Annotated in this window: 17 protein-coding genes; 11 read left to right on the top strand and 6 right to left on the bottom strand. The window is 66.6% G+C overall.

The genetic code is table 11. The features are described 5' to 3' along the window. The first annotated feature begins 3 nt into the window (after window positions 1–3). The 7 genes from GGR73_RS11085 to GGR73_RS11055 all read left to right on the top strand — a co-directional run bounded on the left by GGR73_RS11085 (window position 4) and on the right by GGR73_RS11055 (window position 6417). Window positions 4–690, top strand: coding sequence for a Fe2+-dependent dioxygenase (locus GGR73_RS11085; protein ID WP_054591444.1), 687 nt, complete (start codon window positions 4–6; stop codon window positions 688–690). After that, the gene (locus GGR73_RS11080) at window positions 683–1441 is read left to right on the top strand and encodes a tetratricopeptide repeat protein (RefSeq protein ID WP_184456911.1); all 759 of its coding nucleotides are present in this window, start codon (window positions 683–685) and stop codon (window positions 1439–1441) included. Before GGR73_RS11085 ends, GGR73_RS11080 begins: the two co-directional genes overlap by 8 nt. Before the next feature lie 7 nt (window positions 1442–1448). After that, entirely contained in the window at window positions 1449–2087 is a 639-nt protein-coding gene (locus tag GGR73_RS11075) for a PepSY-associated TM helix domain-containing protein (RefSeq protein ID WP_184456909.1), read from the top strand. A 22-nt stretch (window positions 2088–2109) separates the two neighbouring features. Beyond that, window positions 2110–2625 carry a DUF2271 domain-containing protein gene (locus GGR73_RS11070; RefSeq protein WP_039519819.1) on the top strand — a complete coding sequence of 172 codons (516 nt, stop codon included), beginning with the start codon at window positions 2110–2112 and terminating at the stop codon, window positions 2623–2625. Window positions 2626–2796: 171 nt separating this feature from the next. After that, window positions 2797–3600: a DUF4198 domain-containing protein gene (locus GGR73_RS11065; protein ID WP_102581294.1), complete on the top strand. Its 804-nt coding sequence runs from the start codon at window positions 2797–2799 to the stop codon at window positions 3598–3600. A 67-nt stretch (window positions 3601–3667) separates the two neighbouring features. Continuing rightward, complete coding sequence (locus GGR73_RS11060) at window positions 3668–4642, top strand: FAD:protein FMN transferase (protein WP_184456907.1); 975 nt, start codon at window positions 3668–3670, stop codon at window positions 4640–4642. Next, on the top strand, window positions 4639–6417 hold the full coding sequence (locus GGR73_RS11055) for a sulfite reductase subunit alpha (RefSeq protein WP_184456905.1): 1779 nt from the start codon (window positions 4639–4641) through the stop codon (window positions 6415–6417). The genes GGR73_RS11060 and GGR73_RS11055 overlap by 4 nt, the downstream gene beginning before the upstream one ends. A 170-nt stretch (window positions 6418–6587) precedes the next feature. Here the strand turns inward: GGR73_RS11055 and xopAW are convergent, their stop codons facing one another. From xopAW to GGR73_RS11040, 3 genes are all read right to left on the bottom strand, one after another. Then, window positions 6588–7253: an EF-hand domain-containing protein gene (gene xopAW / locus GGR73_RS11050; protein ID WP_184456903.1), complete on the bottom strand. Its 666-nt coding sequence runs from the start codon at window positions 7251–7253 to the stop codon at window positions 6588–6590. A 152-nt stretch (window positions 7254–7405) separates the two neighbouring features. Continuing rightward, on the bottom strand, window positions 7406–8218 hold the full coding sequence (locus GGR73_RS11045) for a HutD family protein (RefSeq protein WP_184456901.1): 813 nt from the start codon (window positions 8216–8218) through the stop codon (window positions 7406–7408). 362 nt (window positions 8219–8580) lie between these two features. Next, window positions 8581–8955: a ComEA family DNA-binding protein gene (locus GGR73_RS11040; RefSeq protein WP_308409822.1), complete on the bottom strand. Its 375-nt coding sequence runs from the start codon at window positions 8953–8955 to the stop codon at window positions 8581–8583. A 157-nt stretch (window positions 8956–9112) separates the two neighbouring features. On the opposite strand from GGR73_RS11040, the gene GGR73_RS11035 reads away from it, so the two are divergent. The 4 genes from GGR73_RS11035 to murU all read left to right on the top strand — a co-directional run bounded on the left by GGR73_RS11035 (window position 9113) and on the right by murU (window position 12833). Then, on the top strand, window positions 9113–10606 hold the full coding sequence (locus tag GGR73_RS11035; RefSeq protein ID WP_016904770.1) for a M20 family metallopeptidase: 1494 nt from the start codon (window positions 9113–9115) through the stop codon (window positions 10604–10606). A 169-nt stretch (window positions 10607–10775) separates the two neighbouring features. Next, on the top strand, window positions 10776–11048 hold the full coding sequence (locus GGR73_RS11030; protein ID WP_006452367.1) for a GlsB/YeaQ/YmgE family stress response membrane protein: 273 nt from the start codon (window positions 10776–10778) through the stop codon (window positions 11046–11048). 55 nt (window positions 11049–11103) lie between these two features. Then, window positions 11104–12126 carry a phosphotransferase gene (locus GGR73_RS11025; protein WP_184456897.1) on the top strand — a complete coding sequence of 341 codons (1023 nt, stop codon included), beginning with the start codon at window positions 11104–11106 and terminating at the stop codon, window positions 12124–12126. Beyond that, a complete protein-coding gene (gene murU, locus GGR73_RS11020) occupies window positions 12123–12833 on the top strand; it encodes an N-acetylmuramate alpha-1-phosphate uridylyltransferase MurU (RefSeq protein ID WP_184456895.1) in 711 nt (236 codons plus the stop codon). The genes GGR73_RS11025 and murU overlap by 4 nt, the downstream gene beginning before the upstream one ends. Window positions 12834–13204: 371 nt before the next feature. Here murU and hda read toward each other — a convergent pair whose 3' ends face one another. The 3 genes from hda to GGR73_RS11005 are packed head-to-tail and all read right to left on the bottom strand — an operon-like array spanning window position 13205 to window position 16187. Next, a complete protein-coding gene (hda, locus tag GGR73_RS11015) occupies window positions 13205–13915 on the bottom strand; it encodes a DnaA regulatory inactivator Hda (RefSeq protein ID WP_184456893.1) in 711 nt (236 codons plus the stop codon). Next, the gene (locus tag GGR73_RS11010; RefSeq protein WP_016904627.1) at window positions 13912–15078 is read right to left on the bottom strand and encodes an AI-2E family transporter; all 1167 of its coding nucleotides are present in this window, start codon (window positions 15076–15078) and stop codon (window positions 13912–13914) included. The genes hda and GGR73_RS11010 overlap by 4 nt, the downstream gene beginning before the upstream one ends. Beyond that, a complete protein-coding gene (locus tag GGR73_RS11005) occupies window positions 15075–16187 on the bottom strand; it encodes a DUF2066 domain-containing protein (protein ID WP_046343651.1) in 1113 nt (370 codons plus the stop codon). Before GGR73_RS11005 ends, GGR73_RS11010 begins: the two co-directional genes overlap by 4 nt. Between the last annotated feature and the right edge of the window lie 19 nt (window positions 16188–16206).

Genomic DNA, 16206 nt, shown 5'->3' with positions numbered 1-16206 from the left:
CGCATGTTGCTGCCCATTCCCGATGTTCTCAGCACCGCCCAGCTCGCCGAGCTGCGCGCGCGGCTGGACGCGGCCGACTGGGCGGACGGCCGCATCACCGCCGGCCATCAGTCGGCGCAGGCCAAGGACAATGCACAACTGCCCGAAGACAGCGCCATTGCACGCGAGGCCAGCGCGCTGGTACTGGACGCGCTCTCACGCAGCAGTACATTCTTTTCGGCGGTCTTGCCGCGGCGCATCTATCCGCCGCTGTTCAATCGCTACAGCGGCGGGCAATCGTTCGGCTACCACGTCGACAATGCGATCCGCTACGACCGCAGTCGCGGCGGCGCAGATCCCGTGCGCACCGATGTCTCCGCTACCTTGTTTCTCAGCGACCCGGACAGCTACGACGGCGGCGAGCTGGTGATCGAAGACACCTACGGCACGCAGTCGGTGAAGCTGCCGGCCGGGCACCTGGTGATCTATCCCGGCACCAGCCTGCATCGGGTGATGCCGGTGACCCGCGGCGCGCGTGTCGCCTGTTTCTTCTGGACCCAAAGCATGCTGCGCGACGATGCGCAGCGTCGCCTGCTGTTCGAACTGGATGTATCGATCCGGCGGCTCACCCAGGACACCCCCGGCCATCCGTCGCTGATCCAGCTCACCGGCGTGTATCACAACCTGCTGCGGCAATGGGCCGATGTCTGAGCCCGCACTGGACCCGGCGCAGCTGATCGAGCTGCTGCACACACAGCCCGATCGCGCGGTCGCGCTGCTGCGCAAGGCCGCCGAGCGCCAGGATCTGGCCGCGCAACTGCTGCTCGCCCAGCTCTACGCCGAAGGCCGCGGCATCCCCGCCGATCCGGCCATGGCGATGCTGTGGTACGAGGTGGCCGCCAATGCCAGGCATGCGGAAGCGATGAACCAGTTGGGGCGCTGCCACGAACTGGGCTTCGGCACCGCGTGCAATGAGGTGCTGGCGGCGCTGTGGTACCGCCGCGCCGCCGAGCATGGGCTGGATTGGGGCATGTACAACCTCGCCCATCTGTACGGCTCCGGCCGCGGCGTGGCGCAGGACCACGCGCAGGCGTTGGCGCTGTATCGCACCGCCGCCGAACGCGGACATGCCAAATCGATGAACTTTGTGGCGCGCTATCTCGACCAGGGCCTGGCCTGCGCTGCCGATCCGGTCGCCGCGCGCCACTGGTACCGCCGCTCTGCCGAAGCCGGCGATTTCCGCGGCCAGGCCGGTTACGCGACCTTGCTCGCAGACGCCGGCGACATCGATCAGGCCGAGCGATGGATGCGCCGTGCGATCGCCGGCGGGCATGCCGGCTTTCTGCAACAGCTCACACCGCTGCTGGCGGGTGCAACGCAGCCACGTCTGCGCGCCTTGCTGAGCGAAGTGGCCGCGCGGCAATCGCACCTGCAGCCGTCGCTCGCAGTGGATGTGGCCTGAGCGCGCCATGGCGACCTCCAACGACACTCTTGCCACCTCCCAGCAACGCCGCGGTTTCTGGCTGCGCATGCTGCATCAATGGCACTGGATCAGTTCGGCGCTGTGCCTGATCGGCATGCTGCTGTTCGCCATCACCGGGCTGACCTTGAACCATGCCGCGCGCATCGAAGCCAGCCCTTCGACCGCACACCGCACGCTCACGCTGCCGCCGGCCCTGCTCAAGTCCCTGGGCAACCGCGAAGAAGGCGATGCCCCGCTGCCGCCACGCGTGGCGCAATGGCTGGGGCGTGAGCTGGACATCAGCATCGGCACGCGTGCCGGCGAATGGTCGGCCGACGAGGTGTATCTGGCGCTGCCGCGTCCTGGCGGCGATGCCTGGCTGAGCCTGGACCGCAGCACCGGCGCGATCGAATACGAGCGTACCGGGCGCGGCGCCATCGCCTATCTCAACGATCTGCACAAGGGACGCAATGCCGGGCCGGCCTGGGGCTGGTTCATCGACGTGTTCGCCGTCGCCTGCCTGGTGTTCTGCATCACCGGGTTGTTCCTGCTGCATCTGCATGCGCGCCAGCGCCGCATGACCTGGCCATTGGTCGGCCTGGGTCTGCTGATTCCGTTACTGCTCGCCCTGCTGTTGATCCACTGACTTTTTCCTACCGGAGACGATCATGCGCGCCACCCTGACCATCGCCCTGAGCGGCCTGCTCGCCATGCCGGCCTACGCCGCCACGCTCGACATCAATGTCGAGATCCCTAAGCTCAACGTCGCCGAATATCACCGCCCGTACGTGGCGATCTGGCTGGAAGGTGCGGACCAGAAGGTCGCCGCCAATCTGGCGGTCTGGTATCAATCCAAGGACACCGCCGAAGGCCACGGCACCAAGTGGCTGCCGGACCTGCGCCAGTGGTGGCGCAAGAGCGGGCGCACCCTCGAGGTGCCGGTCGACGGCGTCACCGGCCCCACCCGTCCGGCCGGCGCGCATGCGTTGTCGTTCTCCGACACCAAGGGCGCGTTGAAGTCGCTGCCGCCCGGCCAGTACACGCTGGTGGTGGAAGCCGCGCGCGAGGTCGGCGGCCGCGAGCTGGTCAAGGTGCCCTTTACCTGGCCGGCAAAGTCTGCGCAGACCGCCAAGGCCAGCGGCAGCAGCGAGCTCGGCGCCATCAGCCTGGTCGCAAAACCCTGAGCATTGCCTGCTGGTGGCGGCCGCGCGCAGCGTCCGCGGCCGGCCACGGCGCAAGTGCGCAGTGCATCGCGTTGCCAGACACATTCGCTTCCCACGCATCCACGCAGCGCTATACCTGCGCGCTGATCAGACACGTGACCCACCGTCCTCATCGTCCTTCAAGGAGTTGTCATGAAACGTTCGCTCGTCCTGATCGCCATGCTCGCCGCACTGCCGCTCAGCGCACTCGCCCACAAGGCCTGGTTGCTGCCGTCGCAGACCGTCATCGCCGGTGAGGCGCCGTGGATCACCGTGGATGCAGCGGTGTCCAACGACCTGTTCTACTTCAACCACGTGCCGCTGCGCCTGGACAACCTGAGCATCACCGCGCCCGATGGCAGCGCGCTCAAGCCGGAAAATCCGGCCACCGGCAAGTATCGCAGCGTGTTCGACCTGCAGCTCACCCAGCCCGGCACCTACAAGCTGAGCATCGTCAACGCCGGCCTGTTCGCCAGCTGGAAGCAAGACGGCAAGCCCAAGCGCTGGCGTGGCGACGAAACCCGCTTCGCCACCGAGGTGCCGAAGAACGCGCAGGATCTGCAGGTCTCGCAGTCCTTCAATCGGGTGGAGACCTTCGTCACCCGCGGTGCGCCGACCACCACGGTCTTCAAGCCCGCCGGCAAGGGCATCGAGTTGATTCCGGTGACCCATCCCAACGATCTGGTTGCCGGCGAAGCGGCGCAATTCACGCTGCAGCTGGATGGCAAACCGGCCGCCGGGCTGGAGATCGAGATCGTGCGCGGCGGCACCCGCTATCGCGATGCGCAGAACGAGATCAAGCTCAAAACCGATGCCAAGGGCGGCTTCAGCGTGACCTGGCCGGAGCCGGGCATGTACTGGCTGGAAACCACTACCGAAGACACCAAGACCTCGCTGCCGCAGGCCAAGCAGCGCCGCCTGGGCTATGTCGCCACCCTGGAAGTATTGCCGCAGTAATCTGCCGGCACGCGGCAGGAGCGCACACAGCGTGCATCCTGCCGCCCCATCCTCATAAGACCCGTCCATGCCCGCATCGTCTTCCGCCGACCACGCCATTGCCACGCTCGGCGGCCGCAGCATGGGCACCACCTGGAGCGTGAAGCTGGTGGCGCCGCGCGGACGCGATCTGCACCCCTTGCATGCGTGCATCCAGGCCGCGCTGGATCGCGTGGTCGCGCAGATGAGTACCTGGGAGGTCGATTCGGATATCAGCCGTTACAACCGCGCACCGTCGGGCAGCTGGCACCACCTGCCCGACGAATTCCACGCAGTGCTGAGCACAGCATTGGAGATCGCACAGACCAGCGAGGGTGCCTTCGATCCCACGGTTGGCCCGATGGTCGAGCTATGGGGCTTCGGCGCCGCCGGCACGCGCCGGCGTGTGCCGGAAGCGCAGGCGATCGCATTGGCGAGCCTGCGTTGCGGCTGGCAACGCCTGCAGCTGGATGGCAGGCGGGTGCTGCAGCCGGGCGCAGCGGCGCTGGATCTGTCCGGCATCGCCAAGGGCTTCGGTGTGGACTGCGTGCATCGCGCATTGCTGCAGTCGGGTATCGACAGTGCATTGATCGAGGTCGGCGGCGAATTGTTCGGCTACGGACGCAAGCCCGATGCCAGCGCGTGGCGCGTGCTGGTCGAATCCGCCCCCGACGAAGATGCCGGCAGCGCGCTGCCGGCACGCGTGCTGGTGCTGGACGGTCTGGCGGTCGCCACCTCCGGCGATCGCTGGCACCGCTTCGATGCCGACGGCACACGCTACACGCACACCTTCGACCCACGCACCGGCGCGCCCGTTCCGCATGCCCCTGCGGCGGTCACCGTAATCGCGCCCGATGCGATGCAGGCCGATGCCTGGGCCACCGCGATGACCGTGCTTGGCGCCGATGCCGGTCTTGCCCATGCGCGCAAGGCGGACCTGGCCGTGCGATTCCTTGCACGCAAGGACGGCATCCTGCTCGAATCCATGAGCCCGGCATTCGAACGCCACCTGTCCGCGTCATGAGCAGCGCCGCCTCACGCGTGTGGCTGGGCAACGGGCTGGTTCTGCTGGCGCTTGCGGTCATCGTCGGCTGGCTAGCCGGCCTGCATGAGGGCGCATGGTGGAGCGCACCCACGCCGCATCGCTGGCAACTGGCCACACTCGGCCTGGCGCTGTATCTGGGCCTGTGTGCGGTCGTGCTGCTGCGTGCCCGCAAGCGCGTCGGCGCACAACGCGCAGACGCCAGCGGCGTGTTGATCGTCTGGGCAAGCCAGACCGGATTTGCGCGTGAGCTGGCGCAACGCAGCGTTGCCGCGCTGCAATCGGCCGGCGTCGGCGCGCATGCGCTGCCGATCGAAGCCGTCGATAGCGATCAACTCGCACGCGTGCCGCGGCTGCTGTGCATCGTCAGCACCACCGGCGAAGGCGATGCGCCCGACCATGTGCAGGCCGCCGAGCGCGCCTGGCGTGCCGACCACGCGCAGGATCTGACGGCGGTGCAGTACGCAGTGCTGGCGCTTGGCGACCGTGGTTACGCGCACTACTGCGCGTTCGGCCGGCGCCTCGACGATCGCCTGCAGGCGCGCGGCGCCACTCGCCTGTTTGAACGCATCGAGGTCGATAACGCTGACCCCAACGCCCTGCAGCACTGGCAACGCCGTCTGGCGGAACTGGCGCCCGCACTCGCGACGCAACCCGACTGGAGCCTGCCCACCTACACCACCTGGCAGCTATGCGAACGTGTCCACGTCAATCCCGGCAGTGCGGGTGCGCCGATTTACCGGCTGCGCCTGACGCCATGCGATGGCGCGTTGCCGCAGTGGAGCGCAGGCGATATCGCGGAGATCGCACCGCGTCACGCCCCGGATGCGGTGGAGTCCTGGCTGCGGCGTAACCACTACGATGGCGCGCAGCAGATCGACGGCCGCCGCCTGCGCGACTGGCTCGGCGGCGCACAACTTCCCATCGATGCCGATGCCGCTCTCGGTATCGATGTGGATGCCGGTGCCAGTCTCAGCGATGGTGCTGGTGCTGGTGCTGGTGCTGGTGCCGATGCCGATGCCGATGCCGATGCCGAAGTCAGAATCGACCCAACTACGGACACAGGTAAAGGCACTGATACAGCTACGGGAACAGCCACAGGCATAACTTCACCACTGGACGCAGATGCGTTGGTGCGCAGTTTGGCCGCCCTGCCCCATCGCGACTATTCGCTTGCCTCCATCCCCGAGGAAGGCCATGCCGAACTGCTGGTGCGCGAGCATCGGCACGCCGACGGCAGCCTGGGGCTGGGTAGCGGCTGGCTCTGCGTCCATGCACCGATCGGCGCAGCCATCGCGCTGCGCCTGCGCAGCAACCCCGGCTTCCACCCGCCCGCACCCGACCGGCCGATGCTGCTGATCGGCAATGGCACCGGCATCGCCGGTCTGCGCGCGCATCTGCGTGCACGCATCGCAGCCGGCGCGCGGCGCAACTGGCTGCTGTTCGGCGAACGCAATGCCGCGCACGACGCGCTGTATGCCGACGAGTTGCAGCAGTGGCATCAGGACGGCTGGATCGAGCGCCTGGAGCTTGTCTACTCGCGCGATCAACCACAGCCACCGCATTACGTCCAACACGCGCTGGCCGCAGCCGCCGATCGCCTGCGTCATTGGATTGATCAAGGTGCCTGCATCTACGTCTGCGGCAGTCTGCGCGGCATGGCACCCGAACTCGACCGCACGCTGGATTGCATCCTCGGAGCCGATGTCAGACAGGAACTGCTGGGCAGCGGGCGCTATCGCCGCGACGTGTACTGAACCATCGCACGCGGCCCCGCCAAAAGCGCTCAACAAAGCGATTACGCAGATACCCACAGCGCGTCTGCTGCTGAAATCCGCAACATCCCTGCTTGCGGTGGCTGCGCGCTAGACGCACCGGCTGATCCAGGACCGCGCTCCGGCTTCCCCATTCTCTCTCGATCACCGCATTACGCTGCCAGATCGACCAGATTGCTCGTTGTCGCGCTGCCGCCAATGCTGCGGTACTGCCCCACGGCCATCTGCATCAACGCTGCATAGGCCTGCTGTGTGCCGTCGCTGCTGGATGCATCGGCCGATGACGGCGGTCGCGGCGGCGGATCGCGTGGCTGCATCGCTTCCTGCAGTTCATGCAGACTCAGCGCCCCGCTCTTGTCGCTGTCGAGCAGGTCCAGCAGCTGCGTGCTCGACGCACTGTCGCCATTGACCAGTGTGCTCAATTCACCGCTGCTGACACTGTCGTCGCCATCGCTGTCCAGGCCGGCAAACAAGGACTGCACATCCTGTCCTTGCTCACCCGGCGGTGGCGGAGGCGGCGGCAAGGCCTGCGCCAGTTCGCTCTCGCTGACGGTGCCGCCACCATCCTGATCGAGCATGCTCAGCAACCCGTCGATGTCGATCTTGCTGTCGTCATCGCTATTGGACGACAGCGCGGTCGATAGCTCGGACGCGGTCAGGCGGCCATCGCTGTCGCTATCGATGGACTTGAACAACTGCGTCAGCGGATTGGTTTTTTCCGCCTGTGCGGCGGATGCGGCGTTGCCGGTGGTCGCACTGCGGCCTGCATAGGACGGGTAGGCGGCATAGCCGGCTCCGACCGAGCTGATGGTACTCATTGGTTTCCCCCTGGAATTGCCGGAACCACTCCCGGCGCCTGCACTGTTCCCTAGCCAGGTGGCACAGCGATGCCGTCGCTTGTCTGCGTTGACACGAATGCATCCGGGCGCGTGCCAGGAGGCGCGCCCTGCTCGCAGATACGTGAAAGGCCCTAGACCGGGCTCACCCGGATCGCCAGCAGCTCGCCGCCGCCGTCGAGCACATGGCGCGTGCGTGTGGAGGCGCTCAGCCACGCGGTATCGCCGGCAGCCAGCGGTGGCAGGCCACTTTCGCGACCGAAGCTGGCCTGGCCTGCCAGCAGGTGGATCGCCCAGGCGCTGCCCGGGTCGGCGAAAAACAGCATGGTGCCGACCAGCGGCCGGTGCAGCAGTTCGGTCTGCAGCCGATCGCGCCGCCACATCAGGTTGAAATCCTGGGTTGGCCCGTCGAGCAGCGTGGCATGTACGGTTTCCTCGCCTGCAAATCGGACGCGCTGGTGCGGCGGCAGCAACTCGCAGCTGCGATGACTGCTGCCAGGAACGTCGGCAGCGGCGCCGGCGGCATGGTCGCACTGGTCAGCGCCACTGCCCTTATTGCCATTGCCATTGCAATTGCAATTGCCACTGCCGCTATCGCTTTTGCTGACGCCGCCGCTAGTAGCCGTGCCGATGCCAATGCCTGCATCGGTGCCTGTGCTGGTGTCGTTGCCTGTGCTTGTGTCGGTGTCGCTGACCCTACCGCTGACAGCATCGCCAAACTGCAGCCGCATGCCATTGCCGTGCAACAGCACCAGCTCGCGATCGATGCCCGGGAACGCGGAAAACGCCGCATCCTGCTCGATCTCGGCAATCGACAGGCGTAGCGACCACGCATCGGCATTGCCGAGGCGCAGGATCTCGCGCGTCCAGCCCAGTTGATTGCGCCACCGCTCACGGCGGTACTCGGTGGCCGGAATCACCCGGCTGCTCAGGTCTGTCAGCTGCATGGGCGCATTGTGCCGCAAGCGCGGCGCCCGGGCCGTCATGCTGTGACTTAAGCCTGCTGCCGACCCTCAGGCTTGCTATCTAGCCTCAAACTCGAGGATGTGGCCGACAGCTACAAAACGATTGACGCCTCACGATGTAACCGGCGCTTCATGCTGTGACTGCCTCTTTCCTGCAGTCGCAGACGCTTGCGTGCGCTCGCAACCCACGCGGACCCAAAACGAAAAACGCCCGGCTGCACATCCAAGTGCAACACCGGGCGATTCCACGTCCTTGTCGGCTTCCAGCCATCCCCCAGACATCCTGTCCAGTTAGGTTGCGGCCACGCATCCTCGCGTCGAACCGTATCTCGGATCCTTTCCCGTTAACGCCGTCCCACCGGTTTCACCGCCGCCCCCTTGGCAGCCTTCTTGGCGGGAGCCATCGTGGCTCCCACTTCGATCAGGTCTCGATTCCGTTCGACCGTCTTGAGTCCGATGCCCTTGACCAGTGCCAGTTCCTCGGCACTCTTGAAGGGACCGTTTGCCTGTCGGTGCTCGACGATTGCCTCGGCTTTTGATCGCCCGACGTTCGTCAGCACCTTGTCCAATTCCTCAGCAGACGCGGTGTTGATATCGACCTTGTCGAGTGCATACGCATTCGAGGACAACAGCAACACCAGTAGCAGGGACTTCAGGGCTACGGTAAATGACTTCATTGCAACGCTCCTTGTGGCTTGGGTGATGGTCCTAGCCAGCATTCCTGCCGGCCGAGTCAGTGTCCCGCGCCACATGCAGCAATCCTATCGCCAACGAACTTTTCACACAGCCGGTGAACTGCGCGCCGCCTTGTAGGGAAATACCTACCCCCAGGCACGGGCGTAGAATGTGCCATTACGTCACGTATTCGGAGCCTCCATGGACAGCGCCAAGATCGACCAATTCATCAGCGACACCTGGGACCGCGAGATCGTCCCGCAATTGGTCGATTACATTCGCATCCCCAATAAATCGCCGATGTTCGACGCCGATTGGGTCGCGCACGGCTACATGGAGCAGGCGGTCACCCTGATGGAAACCTGGGCGCGCGCGCAGGCCATCGAGGGCATGCAGGTCGAGGTGGTGCGCCTGGAAGGCCGCACGCCGTTGATCTTCATCGAGATTCCGGCAACCGGTGCCGAATCGGGCGACGACACCGTGCTGCTGTACGGCCACCTGGACAAGCAGCCGGAGATGACCGGCTGGGACGCCGACCTCGGCCCATGGGAGCCGGTGCTGCGCGACGACAAGCTGTACGGGCGCGGTGGCGCCGACGATGGTTACGCGATCTTCGGTTCGCTGGCGGCGGTACTGGCGCTGCGCACCCAGGGCCTGCCGCATGCGCGCTGCGTGGTGCTGATCGAGGCCTGCGAGGAATCCGGCAGCTACGACCTGCCGGCCTACGTCGACCATCTGGCCGCACGCATCGGCAAGCCATCGCTGGTGGTGTGCCTGGATTCGGGCTGCGGCAACTATGAGCAGCTGTGGTGCACCACCTCGCTGCGCGGGCTGACCGGCGGCAACCTGAGCGTGAAGGTGCTGGAGGAAGGCGTGCATTCGGGCGATGCCTCCGGCGTGGTGCCGTCCAGCTTCCGCCTGCTGCGCCAGTTGCTGTCGCGGATCGAGGACGAAGCCAGCGGTCGCATCCTGCTGGACGGACTGCATGTGCAGGTGCCGGCCGAACGGCTGGCGCAGGCCAAGGCCGCGGCGGCGACGCTGGATACCGCCATCTTCGACAAGTTCCCGATGGTCGATGGCCTGGTGCCGATGCACGACGACCTCACCGAGCTAGTGTTGAACCGCACCTGGCGCCCGGCGCTGTCGATCACCGGTGTGGATGGCATGCCGCCGCTGGCGTCGGCCGGCAACGTGCTGCGTCCTCAGACCGCGGTGAAGCTGTCGCTGCGTCTGCCGCCAACCGCCGACGGCAAGGCCTGTGGCGAACTGCTGAAAGAGGCCTTGCTGCGCGACCCACCGAACGGCGCACAGGTGACGCTGGAACTGGAAAAGGCATCATCGGGCTGGAATGCGCCCGAGATGGCGCCATGGCTGGCAAAAGCCATCGACGACGCCAGCCTGGCGTTCTTCGACAAGCCGGCGATGTACATGGGCGAAGGCGGCTCGATCCCGTTCATGGGCATGCTGGGCGAGAAGTTCCCGGGCGCGCAGTTCATGATCACCGGCGTGCTCGGCCCGCATTCCAATGCGCATGGCCCCAACGAGTTCCTGCATATCCCGATGGGCAAGCGGGTCACGGCCTGCGTGTCCAAGGTGATCGCCGAGCACCACGCCGCCTGCCTGCGCGGCGAGACCAGCGGCTCGCCGGTGGCGGCCGATAGCGGCACCCGTCATGGTGGGCATGGCTGCTGCTGATTGACCCCTGGACCGCCCCGCGCATGCCGGGGCGGCCCAGTGGCATTGCCATGCGTTGCGGCGCGCGCATGGACGCAGCCCCAACACCGTCGCGACAGTCGGCGCTGCACATGTGGTTGCCAGGGCGGCGAATGCTAGTCTGCCGATCCCACTTCCCTCAGTGCCTGCGATGAACAATCTCTTCGGTAGCGACAGCTGGCTTTACATCATTCTGGTCGGCTTCGTGGTCGGGCTGCTGGCCCGTTTCATCACGCCCGGCACGCAGCGACTGGGTTGCCTGCTGACCATCGTGCTGGGCATCGCCGGTGCAGTGGTGGCCAGCTGGTTCGGCCGCTACATGGGCTGGTACCACGCCGGCGAACCGGCGGGTTTCCTCGGCGCGTTGCTGGGTGCGATCGCGATCCTGGCGCTGCTGCGGCTGTTCAGTGGCAGCAAGCGTTGATCGACCCCGCGTCGCTGCCGACCTGGCGCCTCACTTCACGACACAGCATTCACCCATGACGTCATCGTTGACTCCCGATACCGCGCGCGCTGCGCTTCGTCTGCAATGGGCGCGGCAGGCGTTGAACGACCCTGAGGTCACGCTGCAGCGTGCCTCGGTCGATGCGGGATTCCGCAGTTACTGGCGTACCCAAGGACGCGGCGTGGACCGCATCCTGATGGATGCGCCACCTGCATTGGAAAACGTGGCGCCCTGGTTGCGCATGCACGCTCTGCTCGGCACCCACGGCGTGCGCGTGCCGCAGGTGCTTGCGCAGGATCTTGAAACCGGCTTCCTGCTGCTGGAAGACCTGGGCGTGCCGACCCTGGCGCAGGTGCTGACCGACGCCAATGCCGACGCGCTGCTGGATGCTGCGATCAGCCAGTTGCTGCTGCTGCAGCGCATTGCGCCGCCTGCCGACAGCGGCGTGTTCGGCGAGGCGCTGCTGCAACGCGATGCAGGCCTGTTCGAAGAATGGTTTCTTGGTCGCCACCTGGGCCTGCAGCTGGATTGCGGCCAGGCCGAACAACTGCAGTTGGTGCAGCGCCGCTTGATGGACAACGCACTGGCGCAGCCGCGCGTCTTTACCCACCGCGATTTCATGCCGCGCAATCTGATGCCGGTCGGCGACGGGCCGGCGGTGCTGGACTTCCAGGATTGCGTGATCGGGCCGATCGCCTACGACCCGATCAGTCTGTTCAAGGACACCTCGGTGAGTTGGCCGCTGCCGCGCGTGGATGGCTGGCTGGAGCGCTACCACGCGCGTGCCGCAGCGGCTGGATTACCGGTGCCGCCGCTGGCGCAATTCCTGCGCGATGCGGACTGGATGGGCGTGCAGCGGCACCTGAAGAATCTCGGCATCTTCTCGCGCCTGAGCCATCGCGACGGCAAGCACTGGTATCTGGATAACGTGCCGCGTTTCATTGTCTATCTGGACGAGGTGTTGCCGCGTCATCCCGAGCTTGCGCCACTGATCGGCCTGCTGGAAGACCTGGTCAAACCTGCCCTGGCGGCACGCTCCGCGCAGGTCGGCGCATGAAGGCACTGATCTTCGCCGCCGGTTTCGGCGAGCGCATGCGTCCGTTGACCGAGCGCACGCCCAAGCCGCTGCTGTCGGTCGGCGGCACACCGCTGATCGTCTGGCATCTGCGCAAGCTGGCCGCGCTGGGCGTGGACGAGGTGGTGATCAATACCTCGTGGCTGGCCGAGCAGTTTCCACAGGGACTGGGCGATGGCAGCGCGTTCGGGCTGCGGCTGACGTACTCCTTCGAGGGCGCCACCCCGCTGGAAACCGGCGGCGGCATGTTGCATGCGTTGCCGTTGCTGGGCGAGGCCCCGTTTCTGCTGGTCAACGGCGATATCTGGACCGATTTCGATTTCGCGCGGCTGTCGGCCGCACCGGCGGGCCTGGCGCAGTTGGTGCTGGTCGATCAACCCGCCTATGCCGCGCGCGCAGACTTTGCGCTGGATGCCGATGGCAAGGTGCGCGCAGATCTGCACGCGACGCTGACCTACGCCGGCATCGGCATGTATCGACCGGCGTTGCTGCGCGATTGGCAATCGGTCATCGGCCAGCTCCCGGAGCACACCGGCACCGCGCCGCGCTTCGCGCTGGCGCCGATCCTGCGCGCGCAGATGGCGGCAGGCCTGATCGATGGCATCCACCACGCCGGGCGCTGGACCGATGTCGGCACGCCGCAGCGATTGGCGGAGCTGGATGCCAGGTTACTGCACGACGGCGGCTGATCGCAGCCACGCCCCTGCAAATGCCCGGCCGCGCGTCGCGCATTGCTCAATCGCCCATCTTGATGGGCTTGCAGCCAATGCGCCGGCGCCGCTCCTGCTCTTGTCCATGCGCACCGACCATTCCGACAGGTCCTTGCCCGACTACCGTCGCGGGACCTTACGCGGCATGGATGCCGCGTAGGAGCCTACAAGGACGTACTTGCGGCGTGTCCCGCGACGGTGGGCGGGCAAGGGCCTTGCAGCCAGGCCGCAGATCAGCTGCTCTACAAGCTTCAGGCGATGTGCCTCGAATGCACCGACACTGCGATAGATGTGCAGATGGCAAGCGCTAAGCAACCTGCGCCTACCTAGCGCTGAGCGTAGTAATTCCGTCAGCTGCTCGAAGAGCCGCGATCCTCCAGCACCCGCCGCAGGAACGGCACGGTGATGCGGCGCTTGGCAGCCAGCGATTCGCGATCCAGCCGGTCCAGCAATGCCACCAGCCCTGCCAGTTCGCGTTCGCTATGGGTCAGCAGCCAGTCGATTGCCGCCTCGTCCAGTGCCAGTCCGCGCCGTTGCGCACGATCGCGCAACACCGCCGCGCGCCCTGCGTCGTCGAGCACCGGCAGGCTGATGCGGATGCATTGCGACAGCCGCGAGCGCAGATCCGGCAACACCAAGGCCAGGCCGTCGGGCATGTGCCGCGCGGTGTACAGCAAGGTGGTGCCGGCAGCGCGCGCGCGGTTGTGGAAATCGAACAGCGCCACTTCGTCGTCGCGCTGCCCGGCAATGCTTTCCACGCCATCCAGTGCGACCAGGCTGCGCCCTTCCAGCGCTTCCAGCGCATCGCGCAACCGGCCAGTGGCGGCGTGCAGAGGCAGGTACGCCGGGGCGCGTCCGGCCTGCTCGGCGGCCGCGCACACCGACAACGCCAGATGCGTCTTGCCGGTGCCGGCGGGGCCGGCCAGATACAGCCAGTCGCTCACCTGCCCGACTGCCAACGCCTGCAGTTGCAACAGCAGGCCGTCGGGCGCGGCGATGTAACTATCGAATCGCTGATCGGGCGGCGCGCGTAGCGCCAGTGGCAACTGCGGAACGCTCACAGCCGATCGGTGTCCTTGCCTGGGTCGATGATCACGCTGCGCTCGTTGGTGGACTGCAGCACGATGCCGGCACGTTCACCCGCATACAGATCGCTGCGCGTGTACTGCTCATGCGCATAGCGCAGCAGCACATTGGCCACCGCCGCCACCGGCAGCGCCAGCAGCATGCCGAGGAAGCCGAACAACTGGCCGCCCGCCATCACCGCGAAGATCACCGCCACCGGATGCAGGCCGATCTTGTCGCCGACGATGCGCGGCGTCAGCACATAGCTTTCCAGCAGCTGGCCGACGGTGAACACCACCCCGACGCCGATCAGCAGCTTCAGGTCGAAGCCCTGTGCCTGCACCACCGCCGCCAGCAGGGCCAGCACGATGCCGGTGGTGGCACCCAGATACGGAATGAAGCTGATCAGGCCGGCAATGATGCCGATCAACAGGCCCAGATTGAGCCCGATGATGGACAGGCCGGCGGCGTAGATCGCCCCCAGCGCCAGCATCACCAGGAACTGGCCACGGATGAAGCCACCCAGCACGTCGTTGGATTCCTGCGCCAGCCGGCTCACGGTGCCGATGTAGGCGCGCGGAATGACCGCGGCCACACGCTCGACCAGGCGGTCCCAGTCGCGCAGGAAGTAGAACGCCAGGATCGGCAGCAACGCCAGGTTGATCACCCAGGTCACCATCGCAAAGCCCGACCGCTGCACGTAGCCGAAGAAGGTCTTGGCGGCGCCACCGGCCTGCTCCCAGTGGCTGCGGATCCAGTCGATCAGACGTTCCGGGTCCAGCCAGCCCATCAGCTCCACGCCGGTCTTGGCTTCCAGCCACGGGATCGCGGTACTGATCGCCCAGGCACGCATCTGCGGCAGCGCGTCGATCAGGGTCATGATCTGGCGCTCGATCATCGGCACCAGGATCATCAGCGCCAGCACGAACAGCAGCAGCGCCAGCACGAATACCAGCACCACCGCGATGTTGCGGGAGCGGCCGGCGCGCTCGATACGGTCCACCAGCGGGTCGCCCAGCCAGGCCAGCAGCAGCGCCAGCACGAACGGCGTCAGGATCGGCGACAGCAGTGATACCACCCACAGCACGCCGACAGTCACCGCCACCCATTTCAGGCGACGCAGAAACAGGGCGATCTCGGCTTCGGGAGTCAAAGTCATTTCAGGCGGTACTCGGCGTGCTCGTTTTCGAGAATGATCGGGCCCTCGGTCGGCACCGACACGGGCACCAACGGGCTGTTGTCGCCGAGCATACGGTTGAGGCCGGAAATGCCCGTGAGCAATTCCAGGTCCACTTCCATGCGGTCGCCATTGGCACTGACCGGGCGGATGCTGCGCACCACCGAAACGCCCTGCAGTGCGGCAGAGACGCGCAGGTAATCGTCGGCGCTGCCGATCCCGGTGATCACCGCGCGGTAGACCCCAGGCACCCCCGAATCCACCCGCTTGGCGTAACGCTTGACCAGCGCGTCGGCGGCGCCGTCGGCACCGGCAGCCATCGCGCGACGCGCGTCGGCGTCGCTGCTGGTCCAGCTGGACAGCACGTTGCCGTTGTCGACGAAGACCCAGTCGGCGGTCCAGCCGGCGTCATTGCGGTAGAGCTTGCCGATCAACTGCATCGGCGGGCTGTACTTGGCCGAGGCGCGTGCCACCGTGGCGGTGTCCTTGCGCCAGATCGCGCCGGCCAGCACCTGCTCGGCGGCGGCACCGCCGGGCAGGCCGAGCCGGTAGCCGCGCTCGATCGCCCGGTCCAGCACGCTGCGCGCGGCATTGGCCTGGCCCACGCCGACCAGGCGCGGGCCGCTGCCGTCGTCGATGGCCAGCCACAGCACCGGCTTGGGCCGCGGCAGCGGCCACACCGGCAGGCCCAGTGCGGCGATCAGGCCATCCACGTCCGATTGCCGGAAGCGCGCCACCAGCACGGTGCGAAAGGTCGGCGCGCCGGTGCGCGAGGTGCCCTGGTCCTGACGGTAGTCGTAGTTTTCGACATAGCCCGGCGCGCCGCGCAATGCCTGCGAGACGCCGGGGCGGCTCATCACGCCGCGGTCGCCGGACACCTTGCCCAGCACCGCACCGAGCGCGCGCGCCAGCGCACCGGGGCGATCCGACTCGCTCTGGCTGTTGACCGGCACTTCGGCCTCGTAGGCACTTTGCGCCTTGGCGACGTCGCCTTCGGTGCGTAAATCGGCCTGCGCAAAGGCTGGCGCGAGGGGCATGGCGACCACGAGGGCGAGAAAGAAAGCGAGACTGCGGCGCATCGACGGTTCCATGACGTAAGCGTATCCGGGT

It is taken from the genome of Xanthomonas sp. F14, assembly GCF_014199865.1.
This window is presented reverse-complemented; position numbering and strand designations above follow the sequence as displayed.